At 44.3% G+C, this 16725-nt stretch carries 17 protein-coding genes; 11 read left to right on the top strand and 6 right to left on the bottom strand.

Going from position 1 to position 16725, the window contains the following annotated elements:
- Positions 1-15 precede the first annotated feature (15 nt).
- Genes CBX98_RS26260 through CBX98_RS02910 form a run of 10 tightly spaced genes read left to right on the top strand, consistent with a single transcriptional unit; the run spans position 16 to position 8713 of the window.
- Complete coding sequence (locus tag CBX98_RS26260; RefSeq protein ID WP_154020278.1) at positions 16-180, top strand: hypothetical protein; 165 nt, start codon at positions 16-18, stop codon at positions 178-180.
- Positions 181-191: 11 nt separating this feature from the next.
- Positions 192-2078 (top strand): phage tail tape measure protein, encoded by a 1887-nt coding sequence (locus tag CBX98_RS02950; protein ID WP_109168535.1) that lies wholly within the window; start codon positions 192-194, stop codon positions 2076-2078.
- Positions 2078-2419 (top strand): DUF2590 family protein, encoded by a 342-nt coding sequence (locus tag CBX98_RS02945; RefSeq protein WP_065302671.1) that lies wholly within the window; start codon positions 2078-2080, stop codon positions 2417-2419. Before CBX98_RS02950 ends, CBX98_RS02945 begins: the two co-directional genes overlap by 1 nt.
- Positions 2419-3606: a baseplate J/gp47 family protein gene (locus CBX98_RS02940; protein ID WP_109168534.1), complete on the top strand. Its 1188-nt coding sequence runs from the start codon at positions 2419-2421 to the stop codon at positions 3604-3606. Before CBX98_RS02945 ends, CBX98_RS02940 begins: the two co-directional genes overlap by 1 nt.
- Positions 3593-4195, top strand: a complete 603-nt coding sequence (locus tag CBX98_RS02935) for a phage tail protein (protein ID WP_109168533.1) — start codon at positions 3593-3595, stop codon at positions 4193-4195. The genes CBX98_RS02940 and CBX98_RS02935 overlap by 14 nt, the downstream gene beginning before the upstream one ends.
- Positions 4196-4207: 12 nt before the next feature.
- Positions 4208-6589, top strand: a complete 2382-nt coding sequence (locus CBX98_RS26535) for a phage tail protein (protein ID WP_242446570.1) — start codon at positions 4208-4210, stop codon at positions 6587-6589.
- A gap of 3 nt (positions 6590-6592) precedes the next feature.
- On the top strand, positions 6593-7129 hold the full coding sequence (locus tag CBX98_RS02925; RefSeq protein ID WP_109168532.1) for an adenine glycosylase: 537 nt from the start codon (positions 6593-6595) through the stop codon (positions 7127-7129).
- Positions 7130-7138: 9 nt separating this feature from the next.
- On the top strand, positions 7139-7828 hold the full coding sequence (locus CBX98_RS02920; protein WP_109168531.1) for a hypothetical protein: 690 nt from the start codon (positions 7139-7141) through the stop codon (positions 7826-7828).
- Complete coding sequence (locus CBX98_RS02915; protein ID WP_109168530.1) at positions 7819-8514, top strand: hypothetical protein; 696 nt, start codon at positions 7819-7821, stop codon at positions 8512-8514. The genes CBX98_RS02920 and CBX98_RS02915 overlap by 10 nt, the downstream gene beginning before the upstream one ends.
- 1 nt (position 8515) lies before the next feature.
- The gene (locus CBX98_RS02910; protein ID WP_109168529.1) at positions 8516-8713 is read left to right on the top strand and encodes a hypothetical protein; all 198 of its coding nucleotides are present in this window, start codon (positions 8516-8518) and stop codon (positions 8711-8713) included.
- A gap of 5 nt (positions 8714-8718) precedes the next feature.
- Here CBX98_RS02910 and CBX98_RS02905 read toward each other — a convergent pair whose 3' ends face one another.
- From CBX98_RS02905 to dinG, 6 genes are all read right to left on the bottom strand, one after another.
- The gene (locus CBX98_RS02905) at positions 8719-9435 is read right to left on the bottom strand and encodes a helix-turn-helix domain-containing protein (RefSeq protein WP_109168528.1); all 717 of its coding nucleotides are present in this window, start codon (positions 9433-9435) and stop codon (positions 8719-8721) included.
- 585 nt (positions 9436-10020) lie between these two features.
- Positions 10021-11151, bottom strand: a complete 1131-nt coding sequence (locus tag CBX98_RS02900; RefSeq protein ID WP_109168527.1) for a hypothetical protein — start codon at positions 11149-11151, stop codon at positions 10021-10023.
- 442 nt (positions 11152-11593) lie between these two features.
- Positions 11594-11758, bottom strand: coding sequence for a pleiotropic regulatory protein RsmS (gene rsmS / locus CBX98_RS02895; protein ID WP_005378432.1), 165 nt, complete (start codon positions 11756-11758; stop codon positions 11594-11596).
- Positions 11758-12303, bottom strand: coding sequence for a primosomal replication protein (locus CBX98_RS02890; protein ID WP_109168526.1), 546 nt, complete (start codon positions 12301-12303; stop codon positions 11758-11760). Before CBX98_RS02890 ends, rsmS begins: the two co-directional genes overlap by 1 nt.
- A complete protein-coding gene (locus tag CBX98_RS02885; protein ID WP_005390688.1) occupies positions 12300-13085 on the bottom strand; it encodes a TSUP family transporter in 786 nt (261 codons plus the stop codon). Before CBX98_RS02885 ends, CBX98_RS02890 begins: the two co-directional genes overlap by 4 nt.
- A 14-nt stretch (positions 13086-13099) precedes the next feature.
- Positions 13100-15175: an ATP-dependent DNA helicase DinG gene (gene dinG / locus CBX98_RS02880; RefSeq protein ID WP_109168525.1), complete on the bottom strand. Its 2076-nt coding sequence runs from the start codon at positions 15173-15175 to the stop codon at positions 13100-13102.
- A gap of 515 nt (positions 15176-15690) precedes the next feature.
- Here dinG and CBX98_RS02875 point away from each other — a divergent pair.
- Positions 15691-16722: a porin gene (locus CBX98_RS02875; RefSeq protein ID WP_006742133.1), complete on the top strand. Its 1032-nt coding sequence runs from the start codon at positions 15691-15693 to the stop codon at positions 16720-16722.
- Positions 16723-16725: the final 3 nt, after the last annotated feature.

Here is a 16725-nt window from a genome sequence, read left to right as displayed (position 1 = left end):
GCCCTTGTTCGGGCTATGGACTCCAACGAGCTCGAACAAATGCTCACCTGGCGCCGTAAGTGGTTGCCGGGTGAGACAGACAGCGAAGAGAACCTTGCAAGGGCGATTTGGTTAGAGCGTCAGTATTGGGAAAACATGCAAGCTGCTACCGCTAACGGGGTTGCCAAGGCGTTTAGCTGATAAGGAACACGATGTTACCAGAAGCACTCAGATTTCAAGTTGGATTGATTGACCAGATTTCTAAACCTCTGGGCAATATTCAACGCAATTTGAATGATGTCACCAATACCTACCGTCAGGGTACTCATACCATGATGGCAGGAGCGGCAGGCATGGTGGGTGCTGGTTTTGCATTGCAACAAGCCTTGATGCCAGCGATTGAGATGGACAGGGCATTAGGTGAAGTGAAATCACTTGGTGTTGCCGATGACCAGCTAAAAACCCTTACCCAAACCGCAATGAAGTTTTCGGTTGAATACGGTAAGTCGGCCACTGAATTTGTGGCGGCTTCGTATGATATCAAATCTGCTATGGGGGATATGACAGGCGATGAACTGGCGGGTGTCACAAGAAGCTCGGCTATTTTAGCCGCTGCGACTAAAGCAGATACGGCCACCATTACCAACTACATGGGTACCATGTACTCGGTTTTTAAAGACCAAGCCGATCGGATTGGTAAAGACAACTGGGCTGAACAAGTTGCAGGTATGACCGCAAAATCTGTCGAGAGGTTCAAAACCACGGGTCAAGGAATGTCGGATGCGTTTAAAGGTGTTGGCGCATTAGGTAAAACTCACGGCGTAGCCATTCAGGAGCAAATGGCAGTGCTTGGCCTGCTGCAAGGTTCTATGACAGGAAGTGAAGCGGGAACTCGTTATAAAGCCTTTATGAGCGGCGTGGTAAAAGCGCAAGACAAGCTAGGCATGGCGTTTACCGACAGCAACGGGAAGATGCTGCCAATGTTCGACATTATGTCGAAACTACGCAACCAATTCGGTGACTTAGATTCACTGGAAATTGACCAGATTAAGCAAGCTTTCGGCTCGGATGAAGCCGTGCTGCTTATCACCGACTTGATAGGTAAAACGGGTGAGCTGCAATCAAGCGTCAAAGACCTAAATGATGCCAGTAACTTAAATACGGCAATTAACATGGCTGGAGCGATGACCGACCAATGGGAACGACTTGAACAAGGCGTGTTTGCGGTTCGAACTGCTTTTGGCGCGGCGTTGTTGCCTGCTCTCTTGCCTGTGATTTCGAGCTTGGCCGATGGTGCGATAGAAATCATCGAATGGACAGAGATGTTCCCGAACCTGACAAAGTACATTGGTTTTACTGCCATGGCGATTTTAGGTGCTGCAGCAGCAGGTGGTGCTTTTACCTTAATGATGGGTGTCGGTAAACAAGCCATGGCGACTTATATGCTCACCATGAAGATGTTCACAGGGGTGAACTTTTTGCTAACCAAAGGAATGGCAGCGCTTCGCGTTGCAATGCTAGCGGCAAACATCGCAATGATGGCGAACCCCATTGGATTCATTGTTGGTGCTGTAGTTGCCGCAATCGCCGCAGTTGGTGCACTGATTTTCTACTGGGATGACCTGAAAGCTTCGTTTGGTGACACAACATGGTTCCAAGTACTAGAAGGGGCAATCACTTTAATCACACTCCCATTTAGAGCCATGTTTGAGTTTATCAAGGCGGGGTGGCAATGGGTAATGAGTGGCTTTACCGACACTAGTGGATTTGCCTTTATCGGTGATATGGCTAACTCCATTAAGGAAGTTTTTTCCGGAGTGTTCAATTGGATTACCCAAAGCCTAGCGGGAATTTGGGACTCAGTGAAAGGGCTCATTGATTGGATACCAGGCTTCGGCGGTGATGATGAACCTACTCAAGTGAAATCTAAATCGGTTCAAAGCGCTACGCCTCGTGCACAAATTCAACCAGGGGGCGCAGCCAAGAATATTGCCAGCTACCAAACCAGCTCGACAAATTATTACGCGGGTGGGATTTACCCAACTTACATGAATAGCGCTCAAGATTTTGCGAGCGAACTGGAATATGCGGCAGGCTAATGGCGGATTACAAATACCAGGACATTTTGATTGAGAACGGGGATGTGGTGCTCGATGCAGGCCGCAACCCAATCTTGATTCAAGACCGAGCGGTGATCGCCCAAGACATCAAACACGCCATCATCGAGAGCAACTTAGCGGTGGATTTAATCGCTGAGCGAAGCCCATCCAAGAAAGCCGATATCCGCACCAAGCTGGAATTGCTGGTTGAAGAAGACGTTCGATTGGTACCGGGTACCGTACGTTTGGATGAACCGACTGAGGGCACGATTTACGTGTTTGCCGACACCATGGACTTTGGCGAGTTGAAATTAGAGATAGTGAATAACGGAGAGCGTTAATGACTGATATTCCAAAACCAGACTATTCCGAACTGGTGAAGCAATCGGGTATCCCAACCGATGAAGCAGGGTGGAAGAAAGTACTCAAAGAGGAGATGGATAAAGAAGGTTCCATCATCTCAAACGACTCGCCGTTTTCTCCATTTTGGCGCCTCATTGAATCAACAGTGGTTAACGTTACCTTATGGCTGATTAACACGCTGTTGGTTGGCTATGTTCTACCAAACATGTTTGTGGCAACGGCCGTGGACCAATGGCTCGACTTGTTGGCGTGGCAATGCAAAATCACCCGCAAAGGCGCAACCAAAGCCAAAGGCATGATTGCCTTTCAACGTTCTGCGTCTAAAGGCCCTGCGTTGGTGATCCCCAAAGATACATGGGTTCAAACCGAACCGATTAACGGTACGATTTACCGAGTGAAGGTGCTTGCTGATACCACGATGCCAGAGAACGAAACCATGGTAATGGCAGAAGTCGAGGCGGAGAACGAGGGGGCGGCTTACAACCTAGGTGAAGGGTATTACCACATTTTGCCTACTGCGATCCCGGGCATTGGTGCAGTGACCAACCCTGCCGAATGGTTGAATGAAGCTGGGGCAGACAAAGAGAGCAATGACGAACTCCGCCTACGTATTCGTAACCAATGGAGCGCAGTAGCAAGATGGCACATTGACGCAGCTTACCGTTCACTGCTCACCAGTCGCGCAGGTATCAATGACGACAATGTCTATTTTGAGCACAACGCTCCGCGTGGCCCAGGTACCGCCAACGCTTTCATCCTTTTAGACACTGGTGAACCATCCGCCGAAATGTTGGCGGATTTGAATGAGTACATCCGTGTTGAAGGTCAGCACGGCCATGGTGATGATCTGCAAGTGCTCGCCATGCCAGAAACGACCCACGATATTGTCTGCCGAGTTTGGCCATTGCGTTCATTAACAATGGAAGAGCGAGACGCGCTACGCGTAAAAGTGGAGCAGTTCATCGGTGCGGCTTTCCGAGAGAACACCGATTACTCACCAACAGTGACCAGTCCGGTTCTTCGATTCAGCTTCTCTCGCTTAGGGCAAGAGCTTCACGATGAGTTCTCAGAGATTGAATCACTCGAATTCGATAACGCAGACATCATCAATAACTTGACGGTACCGCGCATTGGTTCTCTGGGGGTGACCGTTGAAAATTCCTGAGATTGATCTGCGTTACTGGATGGGGCGTGGCGAGCTGGCCAAGTTCGCCCGAGCCATGTGCAATTACTGGGAACATGTGAGAGCTGCATTTGAAATGCCATTGCAGCAGCATGACCCGTTAACCGCCCCAATGGCTTTGGTGAATATTCTTGCCTGGCAACGTGAAATAGAACGATTAGGTCAAGAGCCAGAAGCTGTGTTTCGAATCCGTGTCGCACATGCCTATGGATTTGCCCGTGAAGCAGGTTCTATCGCGGGTTGGGAAGAGATGTTCGCCAAGTTGGGCTATCCGCACATTGTTCAAGACGAGCGTTTGAAAAATGTTGATTGGGATGTGATCAGCTTAAAAATCAGAGATGGTGATTTAACCAATGTGCCCAAGTTATTAGACACCGTCATCAGGCAGTACGGGCGCACCTGCCGCCGCTATCAATACACCAGTTACGTCGAAATGCCTCTAGCGGCCAGAAGTAAGTGTATCGAAGCGCAGTTTTCAACGTCGCATGTCAAGACCCGATTAAACGTTGCTGGTTTACCGAAAGTGCTCCATGTCGATTGCGAATATTACCAAGCCACAGTGAAGGGCTAAGGAAATTATAAAATGGCAAATACCACTGATAAGTCAATTTTAACCGCTGCAGGTAAAGCGCTGTTGGCGCAGCTTAATGCCGAAGAAAAACCATTGATCATCGATAAGATGATTTTTGCCAACATACCAAACCGACCAGTTTTCCCACAACCGGATGATGTGCTCCCTGCGGATAACGTTGTTTATCAAGAAAGTGTCGATCAGCGTGGGAGGTTGTCTGCGGATTCTGTTATCTATAGTACGACACTAACCAGTGACATTGGACCATTTGAGTTTAACTGGACCGGGGCTTATTGCTCTGAATATGGTGTCTTGGTCACTATTGACCATCATACATTAACGCCAAAATCCGCCGACGAACCTGGTATTGCAGGAAATACTTTGGTTCGCTCGGTAGTTCTTGAATATAAAGACATCGCTGAAATTACCAACATCTCGGTAGATGCTTCGTCATGGCAGTACAATGCTATCCCTCGCATGCAGAAAATGGATGATGATGTGGCGCAAGCTATCATCGACCAGAACGGCAAAGACTGGTTCATCGAGGATAGCTTCTTGGTAACGACTCAAGAAAGTGCATTCAATATTAAAGCGGGAGCTGGTTATGTGTCGGGTAATCGTATCAGCCTTGAATTTGATCGTACTATCCAAGTGCTTAACAAACCTTCATTTATATACATCGATGCACATCGTGAAGGCACGCCAACAGGCGAGCAGCACACGGTGTTTGATTTTGTCATCACAGCTGAAGAGAAAGACGATTACATCGAGTCATCAATAGGCAAAGATACCCCACACTACGTGTGCAAAATAGCTGAGATTCATGCAGATGGCTCGGTGAGTGATTTGAGAACAGAGGGTCACAGTGCAGGTAAATCGTGGGTGGAAGAGAACTTCAGTGTGAAACGTGGTGAAAAAATTTACGCTGATGAATTTATTGAAAGTAGTAATGTGATGACTATTGAGGAGCAGTTATTTTTGCAAAACTGCGGTTGTACGGTTTTATGGCCGGATATAAATATAGGTTCACCACTTACTATTGACCTAGCAGATAATACATTCTGGGAAGCTATTAATCACGGAAAGGCAACGATTTATGCAATGCATAATGGCTACGTGTTTCACACTCAAAATAATAAACAGCCATCAGGTATTACCGGAATTGATTTGGATGGGAAATTGATTGCTAAATCGATAGCACAATTTACTAACTGTACTGGGAAAGTGACAGCAATTAACAGTAAAGCTAAAAATATCGACCCTGATGGTGTTGATAACTATGTTGGCGGATGGGTTTTCTTAAATTGCCCAGACGTAGAATACGATGGTCTTTCTGCAGAGAATATCAAACAGAATAACCCAGAAACACATGGCCAGTATCAGTCGTTGTCATTGAACAACGTTGCCAAAGTGAAAGGTGGTAGTTTCTACGGTGAGAATGTCGATAAGCTATTTCATTGTGCCGGTGAAGTTGGTGGTGTGATTGATTATCTAGGGTACAAAAACATTCTTGACAATGCGGTTTACGCAATGGGTAAGCCAAACGGTCTCACTATTAAAACTATTTTTGGCGACGGTTGCCAAGAAGGGATTGTTTACAACACGGATGGCCCAGATTGTCAGATGACGATAGAAACGGCTGTGCTGAGAAACTTGACCTCAAAAGTGATGACGCTACGGTCTGGATCTGGTTTGAAAGTTGGTTTATTGGATGCTAAAGGTGCGCGAACTGGCATCTCAGATCATGGGCATGACGGTGTTAACGGAGTCACAATCGATACCGCCATCCTAGATACCATATCTGAAGAACGAGCAGTTAACCTGAGTAAAACATCCGGCGGCATAAAAACGCTTATTACTAAGAAAGTGGATTCCACTCTTTATAATGAGGTTGTCAGATTAGGTGGGCTAGCAGATTTCACAATTAACTCTTGGGAAGACTCATTGGGTGGTGCATTTACGGCCTGTCGTTTGCAAGAGTTTACAACAGGAAAATGCAGGATTGGTTCGATTGATACCGATAAAACGCCAGTTGTTTATCAAGCGGATAAAGATTTTGGCGGTAAAGCTTATATTGGAATGATTAATGGGACGAATACCGATGGCGCTGGTCAGTCGCCATTAACCATCATTGGTGGGGATATCACAATGTCCCAGAATTTCCATAAGGTAGACACCTATGGCCAATCGGCTTTGGATGAGCTACATAACATTAATGGTGCACCTATCATTGGAGTAAGGTTAACGTTAACAACAGTTAGTAATGAGCGAGATGTCATCGTTAAGCATGGAACTGGCAATATAAAACTTAGAGATGCTGCAGATAAACGCCTGAACTCTATATATGATGCCATTTCGTTTATATGGAGAGGTGATTATTGGTGTGAGGTTTAAGTGATGCTAACCCTAAACGGCACTCAAATCTCACTTAAGAACCTACGCATCAGTGTACGCCAACAGCTCGCCGGACAAGATATGTCCGGCCAGTCCTCGGCGACTGACCAAGCCGAAACAGGCAACAAAGGTAAAGTGTTGTCCGTAAGTGGCGAGATCCCATTCAATAAGAGTGAAACCCTAAGCAACCTGTTCACCTTGGCTGGCGGGCAAGACAACAGTGCCCGCCAGATTTATCGTATCAGCAACAATACTGCCGCTGCGCTAAAGATTCGCCAAGTAAAGTTCCAAGGCACTATTCGAGCGGATGAACAAGAGAGCAACCGACAATGGAACGTTGCTTTTGAGTTGGTTGAGCACTTGTCCGTTCCTGAGCGTGTTGAACAGCGACAGGAAGATAAGCCAGCAACTCAACAGCAGGTGCAAGGGGTAACCACTCCGGTTGAAACGGGGCAAAGTGAAGACGTTCCGCCGGATACGAGTGTCGAACTCACTGGCATCATGAAGTTTCTCAAATCACTAGACGAAATATTGTCATAGGGGGAGGTAATGGAGCCAAATCATAAGTTTGTGTGCCGAGCCTATCTTGGTAGCCAGAAGGTTAAAGCAAAGAACCATCGTATTATCTTTGATGTGAACACGCCCGGTCGCTGCTCGATTTCCGTTGAAGGTACCCCGAAGGTAAACACCATTATTGCCGTAGACATCGGGTGGGGTGACAGCATATCGCGAGTATTCCTTGGTTATATCGAACGGGTTCAAGCATCAGAAAAAGGGTGGTCAGAACTGTTTTGTCGCGAGTTGGCGGCATTGTTGTTTAAGCCACTCGATATCACGCTTCGCCACCCAACGTTGATGCAGTTGCTTAGTGATGTGACCAACAAAACCGGACTGCAGTTTGTGGTACCAGAAGCGGCCTACAGTAAAACTTCTATCCCATGCTTTTACAGTGACGGCAATGGCTATCGGGTGATGGACGAGCTGTCTCAAGCCTTCGGTATTGAAGACCTGTTTTGGCAACAGCAGGGTAACGGCCAAATCTATGTGGGCACTTGGAAAGACTCTTACTGGGCAGATAAGTCGGTCACTATTCCAGATAGTCTGATGACGGGACACACGACGGCCAAGTCCGTGAAAATACCTGCGAGCCCTAAGTTAAGACCGGGGGCAGTCGTCAATGGCTTGCGTTTGGTGGGCGTTGATTTCCAAGGAACAGAGGTGAAGCTGACATGGACGTAAATGCAATAAAGCGGATCATCTTCCGACTGTTTCCAGAACTAACAGGACGCTGGCACTTGCCACGATGGGGTAAGGTGGTTGCTTTACCTGAGCTGCCGGAAGAGGGCGATATGTCTGATCGCTTTTATCCGCATTACGCAGTGGACGTTCAGCTGCTTGATGAAAAGGGCCTGGAGTTCAAAGATAAATCACCACTTCAGGCGGTACCGCTTCCGGTACCAGGTCTTGGCGATCATGCTGGCCGTTTGGAGCCGCCCGCAATTGGTAGCATCGTAGAGCTAGGTTTTATGTTCGGCCAACCGGACAAACCTTTTATTCGCTGTGTGCTTCCGCTTGGCTTTAAGTTACCGGGTATCAAAGAAGGGGAAAGCCGGTACCAACAACGCCAAGGTGTTTACCACCTAGTAGATCAAGATGGAAACTTTGAACGGAAGACAGATAAAGAAGATCGGCTGGAATGCCTTACCCAACGCATCAAAGTGCTCGAAAACCGCATTGCTGAAATTGATGGTGACCATACGGAAACCGTCAAAGGGAACAAGGCAACCACCGCCAACAATATCACCGAGGATGCTGACACGATAAAGATGAATGGGGGCAAAGGAGTTTGTACCGGTGCAACCATCTGTCCGTTCGTTGGTAAACCTCACGTAGACGTATCAACCACCGTATTTGCAGGTAAGTAAGATGGCACTGAGCAAAGCATCACTGAAACAGAAGCTAGAAAACGAACTGAAAGCGCAAGGGTTTGTTCTTGATGGTGAATTCGCTATGGCAGGGAAGATGGCAGAAGCGATCGCCAATGCTGTCGTGGATGAGATGACAAGTAATGCAGAGGTACCTGTAAGTAAGGGGAGTTCTTCAGGTACCTATCAAGTTATCTAAGCTGTTTATGGTTTGTAGTTAATAGTCTGTATTACTTTTCCCACTATTTGTATGTTTAGCTCGTCATAACAAATTGGTGGGATAGGGCTATTCTCATCAAGAGCGCATAAAAATGGACTATCCGGAACTCCTTCTTCAATGAACACTTTTCTGATCCCAACTTCTCTACTGTCTCTGTATTTGAAGACAACTTCTGAGCCATGATTTAGCTCTGAATTTCCATGCTCTACAACGATTACGGTAGCCATGTCATAGCCTGCACTGGGAGCATATATTTTATGATTTCGATATGCGCACACTTTGGCTATGTTTTTTGCGTAAGCGATAACTGTTTCTTCGGTCTCTTTTTTCTTTTTGTAATTTACAGAGTGTATGTCTGCCCAATCTAAAACAGCAGCCTCCACTTTTCTTAATGGTCTATTGGCAAATGCTCTATGTTTTTTCTCCTTTAGGTAATCGTGTGTGTCCTTAGAGCGTCTAAAAAACAGTTGTTCTACATCTACGGTTAGCGCATTTGCCAATTTTTCTGCCGTTTCTCCGTTGGGGATTGACTTCCCCGACTCATATAAAGAAATTTGACGCTGACTCACCTGCGCTTTTTCTGCTAATTCCTGTTGTGTTAATGAGTGCTTTTTTCTGTAATGAAGCAAATTGGATGCAAAATTTACGTACTCTCGCTGTCCGCGTACGATATTGTGGTCACCACGTTCATCTTTAGTCATTATGTTACCATTAAAGTTTGCTATGATTCATTTTTTTCTATCTTATGAGTCATAAGTGACTATTGTCAAGTAATAATGATCCGTTAAAATTATGAGCCTTCATTCTATTGACGGTCATACATAAGTGAAGACTTCTCTCACGTAATCCGCACTCCTCCTCCCCACCTGCGACATTTTTGGATCACTTTTTTTGCAATTTTGGATGTACGCAATTCTATAGCGACACTTCGTAGTTAAATCATAGTCTCAGCGTTACACAGCAAAGGGCTTAGGCTTTAACTTTATATGGCGAAACCGTTAGAAAGCGCTGTATATAAAATTTCTGTCATTGATCAAAATTGAAAAAAGATCGCGTGTGATGATCTGAGTAGGGGCTATTTGGTATCTGTAAGTGATTGAAAAATATTGGTTGAGTTAGATTTTGTCACGTTTTTAATGATCTGATGTGCAACTTTTATGATCGCAGTCTGCTTTGCAAAACCCTTATGTAATAAGGGCTGAGTGCCGATTTAGGCTCAAATTACTTTTTCAAAAATGAAAAAGGTCGCACTGGGTACGACCTAAATAGAAAAATTTAACTATTTTTTACACGGAATCTTCAATTTCAGCATAACCTTCAGATTGTAAGTCTACTGTATTTCGATTAGGTTGAGGGATCACTTCTCTTTCGTGTTTAATAGACGACACCAGCTTTTCTCTTGACAAAAAGTCAAATAAATCAATGAAATATGTAATTGCTGTGTTATCAAGAATAATCTGATCATTTTCAGTCTTTACTAGCATAAAATGTTCTGCAAACTCTCCATATTCATCATTGATAATTTTTGGAGATAATGATTCCAATTTGTTATTTAATTGGTTGTGCAATCTTCCAGCTTTAAAAGATTTATCTATGAATAGTTGGCTAGCTGATAGTATTTGTTTCTCTGTCATTGGGGATTTATTAGCTGTGCAACTATAAAAGTTAGATGCTAGTTTACGGATTTTTCTGTTTTTACGTTCTCCATCAATAAAAATGATAAGGCCAATAACAAAAAGGAAAGTACAGAAAAAAGCTGTGCCTAGCAGCAGAAACCTACCAAAGTTTATCTGCCAGTTGTCAGAGAAAAGCCTCCCAAATATTGAACGTTCATCCGCTAATTCTGGGTTGTGGATGACTCTTACTTTGTCCACGCCTTCTATTACACCGAATGCGACAATATCTGGTGTCTCGTCTTTGTTATGTAGAGCGATTAACTTGACTTCATAGTAATCACCAGAGTTGATAATTACTTTTGGTAGAACAATTTTATTTGGCTTTGTTTGTGAAAGAGCAATATTGTCCTTTTTATACGATGTGTTTGAAATGGTCACGGTAGGTTCTTCTGGAATAATACCTTTGGTTAACTCGAAACTTGGGAGTGCCTTATCATCGTATGAGCTAACCCGAATGTTGTCATCACCATTATTAACGATCTTAAGTGTAATTACAGAAAGAGACTGACCGTATTCATTGAGGCTTTTACCTCTGTATATAACGTCTAACTTACCTAGGCTTTCTTTGACATCGAGTACGTTAAAGTTAGACACAACCTCTATATCTAACTGCGGGGACGGTTTGTAGAATATGGTGAATACAATACCACCAACACCGATTAAAATACTCGCAATTATACCTAATAAGCCATATGGGAACTTATTTTCATGCTGACGTAGCTTTTCGATAGTGCCTGACATTTTAGACTCGCATGGGATAAAGAGAAAAATTATATACTCAAAGGAGCTATGACCAAAGCAACAAACACACTGGCAAAACGTAAAGGTTTACGTTTGGTCAATGAAGCAGGATTTCAGAGCTTCTAAGCCAGATTACAACTACAACAAAACTAATTGATGAGATGATGGGAGTGAGCCGAAATCACCGCCCATTGAGTGTCCATAGCCTGTGGTCACAATCAACAATAATAAAGTGTCCATTAAGTAATGTGTCGCCATTTTGTCGCCATTACTGATTTTAAATTAAATTAACTATATGAAATATAAAGGATAAAGTATAAAGCTAATATTAAAGCTGATTACTTTCATTATTTATCCTTTTGGGGGCGTACTTTTTTATGAATAGTATCATTGTGTAAGAGCACTGAAAATGAGTCTCGTGAAAGGAGTGAAACGCTCTGAGCTACTTTGCTTTTAATTTGTTTTCTAAGTCATTTTGCACGATCTTCAAAGCGTTAAGCGCAACTTCTGGATCTATCTCATTGCTCTCAAGCAAATAGATTAAATCGACAGCCAGTTTGATCTCTTCAGGTGCGTCATCTAAAGGCGAGGTTGGTTGGTCAGCCATTATTGATGTTTTTCCCTATGTGTAATTTGGTTCTCTAGCTTAAGAAGTGCTGCTTCACAACGCGCTAAACGTTGCTCGGTTGCTAGTAACACTTTTTGAGCTTCGGCACGCATAAAACTCGGAGCGCTTTCGACAGCACGTTCTTTTTCTAACACCATCTCGCGCAAGCGTCTTGCCCACTCTTGGTGTTGAGCGAGCTCCTGATAAAGCACGTTGATAGGCTTGCGGAAATGGCTGCTATGTTTGATTTCATTCTTACGAATTTTAGTGGTAGAAATCTCGCGTTGAATCGCACCGACTTGCGATACTAACCGTTCAGTGAGGTACTCAGCACGCAAAGCGGTGAGCTTACCTTCATTTTGCTCACGCACAATCGCATCCAGCGTAGCTTTTGCTTCTTTTACGCAAGGAGTAAGTAAGCGAGAGCGACAACCAAATAAGCGCTCATCAAAAAGCGGAACATGGTGTTCGCCTCTTTGACGGTCAAGAACAGCGGCTTGCTTCGCCATTTGTTCTAGGCTTTCCTGGAGTTGAGAAATGTTCATGACAAACCTACAAACCATGCGTCATAAGCCAATTTTATGGCCAGTATACTGACGACAGTAACAAATACAGGGCGAATGAATTTAGAACCAAACCGAATGGCGGAGTGCGCGCCAACAAAAGCGCCAGCCATTAAACATACCCCCATTGTTAAGCCTAGCACCCAGTTGATATGACCGAGGACTGCAAACGTAATCAAAGAGGTAAAGTTGCTGGTAAAGTTCATTGCTTTTGCTAAACCAGAGGCGAGCAAGATATTCAGCCGATACAGAGCCATTGAACTGACCGTCCAAAAAGCCCCAGTTCCAGGCCCTGCGAGCCCGTCATAGAACCCTATGGATAATCCTTGCATGTACTGTTTTCTATGAAGTTTTGGGCAAGGCTCGGGAATTGGACTTTGATGAGGAGAGTGCGGTGTTTTATGGAAGACGGTATATAACGCCGCCGCTAAAATAACAAGGGGTAACCCTTTTTCTAGCCAATCCGTGCTAATCGCGTCCACAAGTAGGGTACCTAATGTTGCTCCGACAAGCGTCGCTACAAATGCTCTTCCCCAGCATTGAGGCTTGAATAAACGTTTCTTGTAGTACGTAAATGCCGCAGTAGAAGAGGCAAAGGTAGCCGCAAGTTTATTGGTGCCTAGTGCAATATGGGGCGGCAAGCCCAACGATAGTAGAGCAGGTACGGTTAGCATGCCACCACCACCGGCAACTGCATCAATAAATCCAGCGACAAAAGCGACAAGCGCCAACACCAACAGCATAGTTGGCTCAATCATTTCCATAAATGGTGATTCTTCTAATATTCTATTTTACGTTTAAATGGAGGTAGTGAGTCGATTAAGGCTTGTCCGTATCGCTTAGTGACTAGGCGTCGATCAAGAATCGTTACTCTACCAGAATCTCTCTCTTTACGCAGTAAGCGACCTACGCTCTGGATCAGCTTTTTGCTTGCGTCAGGTACAGTTATTTGCATAAACGGGTTCCCTCCTTTTTTCTCGATATATTCGGAGTGAGCCTGTTCGACAGGGGAGGTTGGAACACCAAATGGAATTTTTGTAATCACCAAGTTTTCAAGTAATGCGCCAGGTAAATCTAGCCCCTCAGAGAAACTGCCAGTACCAAATAAGATGCTGGTTTTATTTGATTCTATTAGCTTTTTATGTTTTTTTAGAATTTCTTGACGTGAGCTTTCACCTTGAACTTGCAACGCCCAGCCTTTTTTTATGAACTCCGAAGACAGCGCCTTCGCAACTTGGTTCATCTGCCAATAGGATGAGAATAATACTAAGTTGGCTTTCTTGTCTTCCAAGTACTTAGGCAATATCTCAATAAGATATTCAGTAAATTGAGGCGCTGGTGGTTCATATTTCATCGCAGGGATGAGCAATTCTGCCTGGTTTTGGTAATCGAATGGTGACGCAAGCGCTAAAAACTGTGTGCCTGATTCTGGTTTTCCATCAATACCAACCTGATGGCAAAAGTAATGGAAGGAGTTTAATGCACGCATCGTTGCGGAAACTAAAATGGCGCCAATGCACCTGCTCCAAATTTGTTGGTCGAGTTGCCATCCAATTTCAAGCGGAGAAACACTCACAATGAAATCACCCTCGCGATCGGGGTGGGTTTCTAACCAGCGAGCCAAAGGCGCACCTTTTTCACGAGTTGGCTCAGCCATCAAGTGCCAGACTTGCGCTAGGTTTTCTAACCTTTGAATGTAGAAGCCGAGCTCTGCAAGCGCTGGATCAGCCAATCTTGTCGCAAGCTCCCCATCTTTTACTCTTTCCGCAATAAGGTCGGCAATTTTTGCCACACTTTGATTTGCTTTTTTACTGAACTGCTTTAACTCTTTGGATTGGTTCTCTAGCCATTCTGGCAGTTCACCGTGCTCAAAGCGGTAGATACTCTCTTCAAATTGAGCTGGATCGAACTGTTTAGGCAGTTGAGTCAGTGCTGGTATCAAGTTCTGAACCGCGTCTTGAAGGTCGTTGCGAAATCGAGCTACGCGCTTCTCGTCTGCGAGCGATGAAAACTTGCTAATCGACTGATTTAACTTCTCAAGCCATGCTGCCGCACCTTTTAAGCTCGCAGATGCTGAAGCATGATCGCGGGCGACGTGAGGTAAGTGATGTGCCTCGTCAAAGACGTATATCGTGTTTTCTGGCTCAGGTAAGATTACTCCGCCCCCCAAGTCTGCGTCTGCCATGACGAGAGAGTGGTTCGCAATGATGACATCATTCTTATCCAGCTCCGAGCGCGCTTTTTGAAATGGACAGCCGCGATGGCCGGGTAAGCTGTTATTACAACTGTGTTTATCACTAACAATCAGTTGCCATAGCTTATCATCAATGGTTTTAGGCCAAGAATCACGGTCACCGTCCCACTTACCTTGCGCAAGAGAGCGATGCATTGTTTCCAACAGCTCTATATCTCTTTGCTTGGGCTTGGTTTCGAACATGGCTAACTGACCACCATCAGCGCCACAAGCTGAAGCAAGTTTTTCTGCACAACAATATCGTTGACGGCCTTTTGCCAAAATAAAAGAAAACTCTCGGTCGGTAATCCGACGAAAAAGAGGGAGGTCTTTATTTATGAGCTGTTCTTGCAGAGCTACGGTCGCCGTTGAGATAACCACTTTTCTATTGTTATGTACAGCCACGGGGATGGCAGCCATTAGATAGGAGAGCGACTTACCAATTCCAGTCCCTGCTTCTGCAACCAGTATTCGGTTAGATTTGTGGTACTGACCGCACAGCGTTTTTGCAATCTCTGCAACAAGGTAGTTTTGTGCTCTTCTAGGTACAAAGTTATCAAGTTGATCTTGCAGGTTTTGATAGCTATTACGAATCGATTTTTGAATGTTACTGGTCAGCATACGGGCCTCAAATGCGTTGGAGGCGAATAGTAGCACACATCACTAGTTGTACAGTAGTTCACAAAACGGAATGCTTTTATGAGGAATGTAGATCTTCTTCACAAAAAAATATTGAACCTTATCTAAATGAAATTAATTTCATTATATGAAAAATATAAAACTCCAAATATGATATTTGTATGGTTTTTTATTCTATATATTTTGTTTTTTAGTATTTGTTTTGGGTTTAAAATCTCATTGTTAATGGTTTTATAAATTATGAAAAATCAAGAGGATTGATTAGATGTTCGTCGAATAAATAAAGATAAACTTTTCAAGTTATTGTTTTTAAATGTTATTTTTGTTTTTTTACATTGGTATTTAGAAAATTTGACAGCCAGAATAATCTTTTGCACTCTTAGCTCCAGATTTTGAGAAGGCGCTGTATAACGTTTTGTTAACGCTCTATCTCAAACATATAAAAAAAGGGAACCGGACAAGGATATCCCGAACTAAGAAAAGGCAGTGGATTAATTATGAAAAAAACTCTATTAGCACTAGCTGTAGTTGCGTCTGCAACTTCAGTGAACGCAGCTGAAGTATTCAAATCTGAAGAAGGTTCTGTAGATTTCTACGGTCAGCTACGTCCAACTCTTCTATTCCTAGACAGCACAGACCACACTGCAGAGCTAAACACTAGCTCTTCTCGTATGGGTGTAAATGGTGTTTACGTTGTAAACGACAACCTAAAAGTTCTAGGTGAAGTTGAAATCGGTGTTGCTCTAGGTGACAACTACGGTGCAGGTGCTGATTCAAGCGAGCGTACTGATGACTCAGTATACGTACGCCGTCACATCTTTGGCTTCGACATGGGCGATATGGGTACACTTCGTTTTGGTAAAGAAGGTACTTGGGCTGATGACATCTACGGAGCTGATTACTCATACTTCTTCGGTGGTTCTGCACTTCTTTACGGACACGCGTGGAACAACTCTTCTCAAATTAAATACGCTTACGAAAATGACGCATTCTGGCTAAAAGCTGGTTACGCGCTAGGTGAGAAAGATCAAAACGAAGAAATCCGCGAAGTATTCGTAGGTAAGTCTTTCAATGACCTATCTGTACACGCTGGCGTTCTTTCTTCTGAGAACAAGATTGCTTCTAAAGGTAACAACACTGAAAACCTATCTTTCGAAGTAACTGCTGAATACGCTCTAGATGAGCACACTCTAGGTGCTACGTACTACTACAACGAAAATGAAGACAAAGCAGCTAACGAGACTATCGATTCTCACGGTATCTCTCTAGCAGGCATGTTCGCTGTAGCTCCTAAAACAACACTTTACTCTGGCTACGAGCTAGTAATGTCATCTTCTGACAAATCTGGCAAGAAAGATGGCGACCAATCTAAGTTTTACGCTGGCGTTGAATACAAGTTCTCTAAATGGGCTCGCGTATTCGCAGAAGCGGGTTACAATTTTGATGGTGATAAGCTAGAAGCTGGTAAAACAACTGCAGAAACTGATTCTAAAACTGACTTCGGTGTTGGTGCACGTTTCTACTGGTAATCA

Origin of the sequence: Vibrio sp. T9 (assembly GCF_003123985.1) — a bacterium.
GTDB classification, from domain to species: Bacteria; Pseudomonadota; Gammaproteobacteria; order Enterobacterales; family Vibrionaceae; genus Vibrio; species Vibrio diabolicus.
The sequence above is the reverse complement of the archived record's forward strand: the minus strand, read 5'-3'. Positions and strand labels throughout refer to the sequence as shown.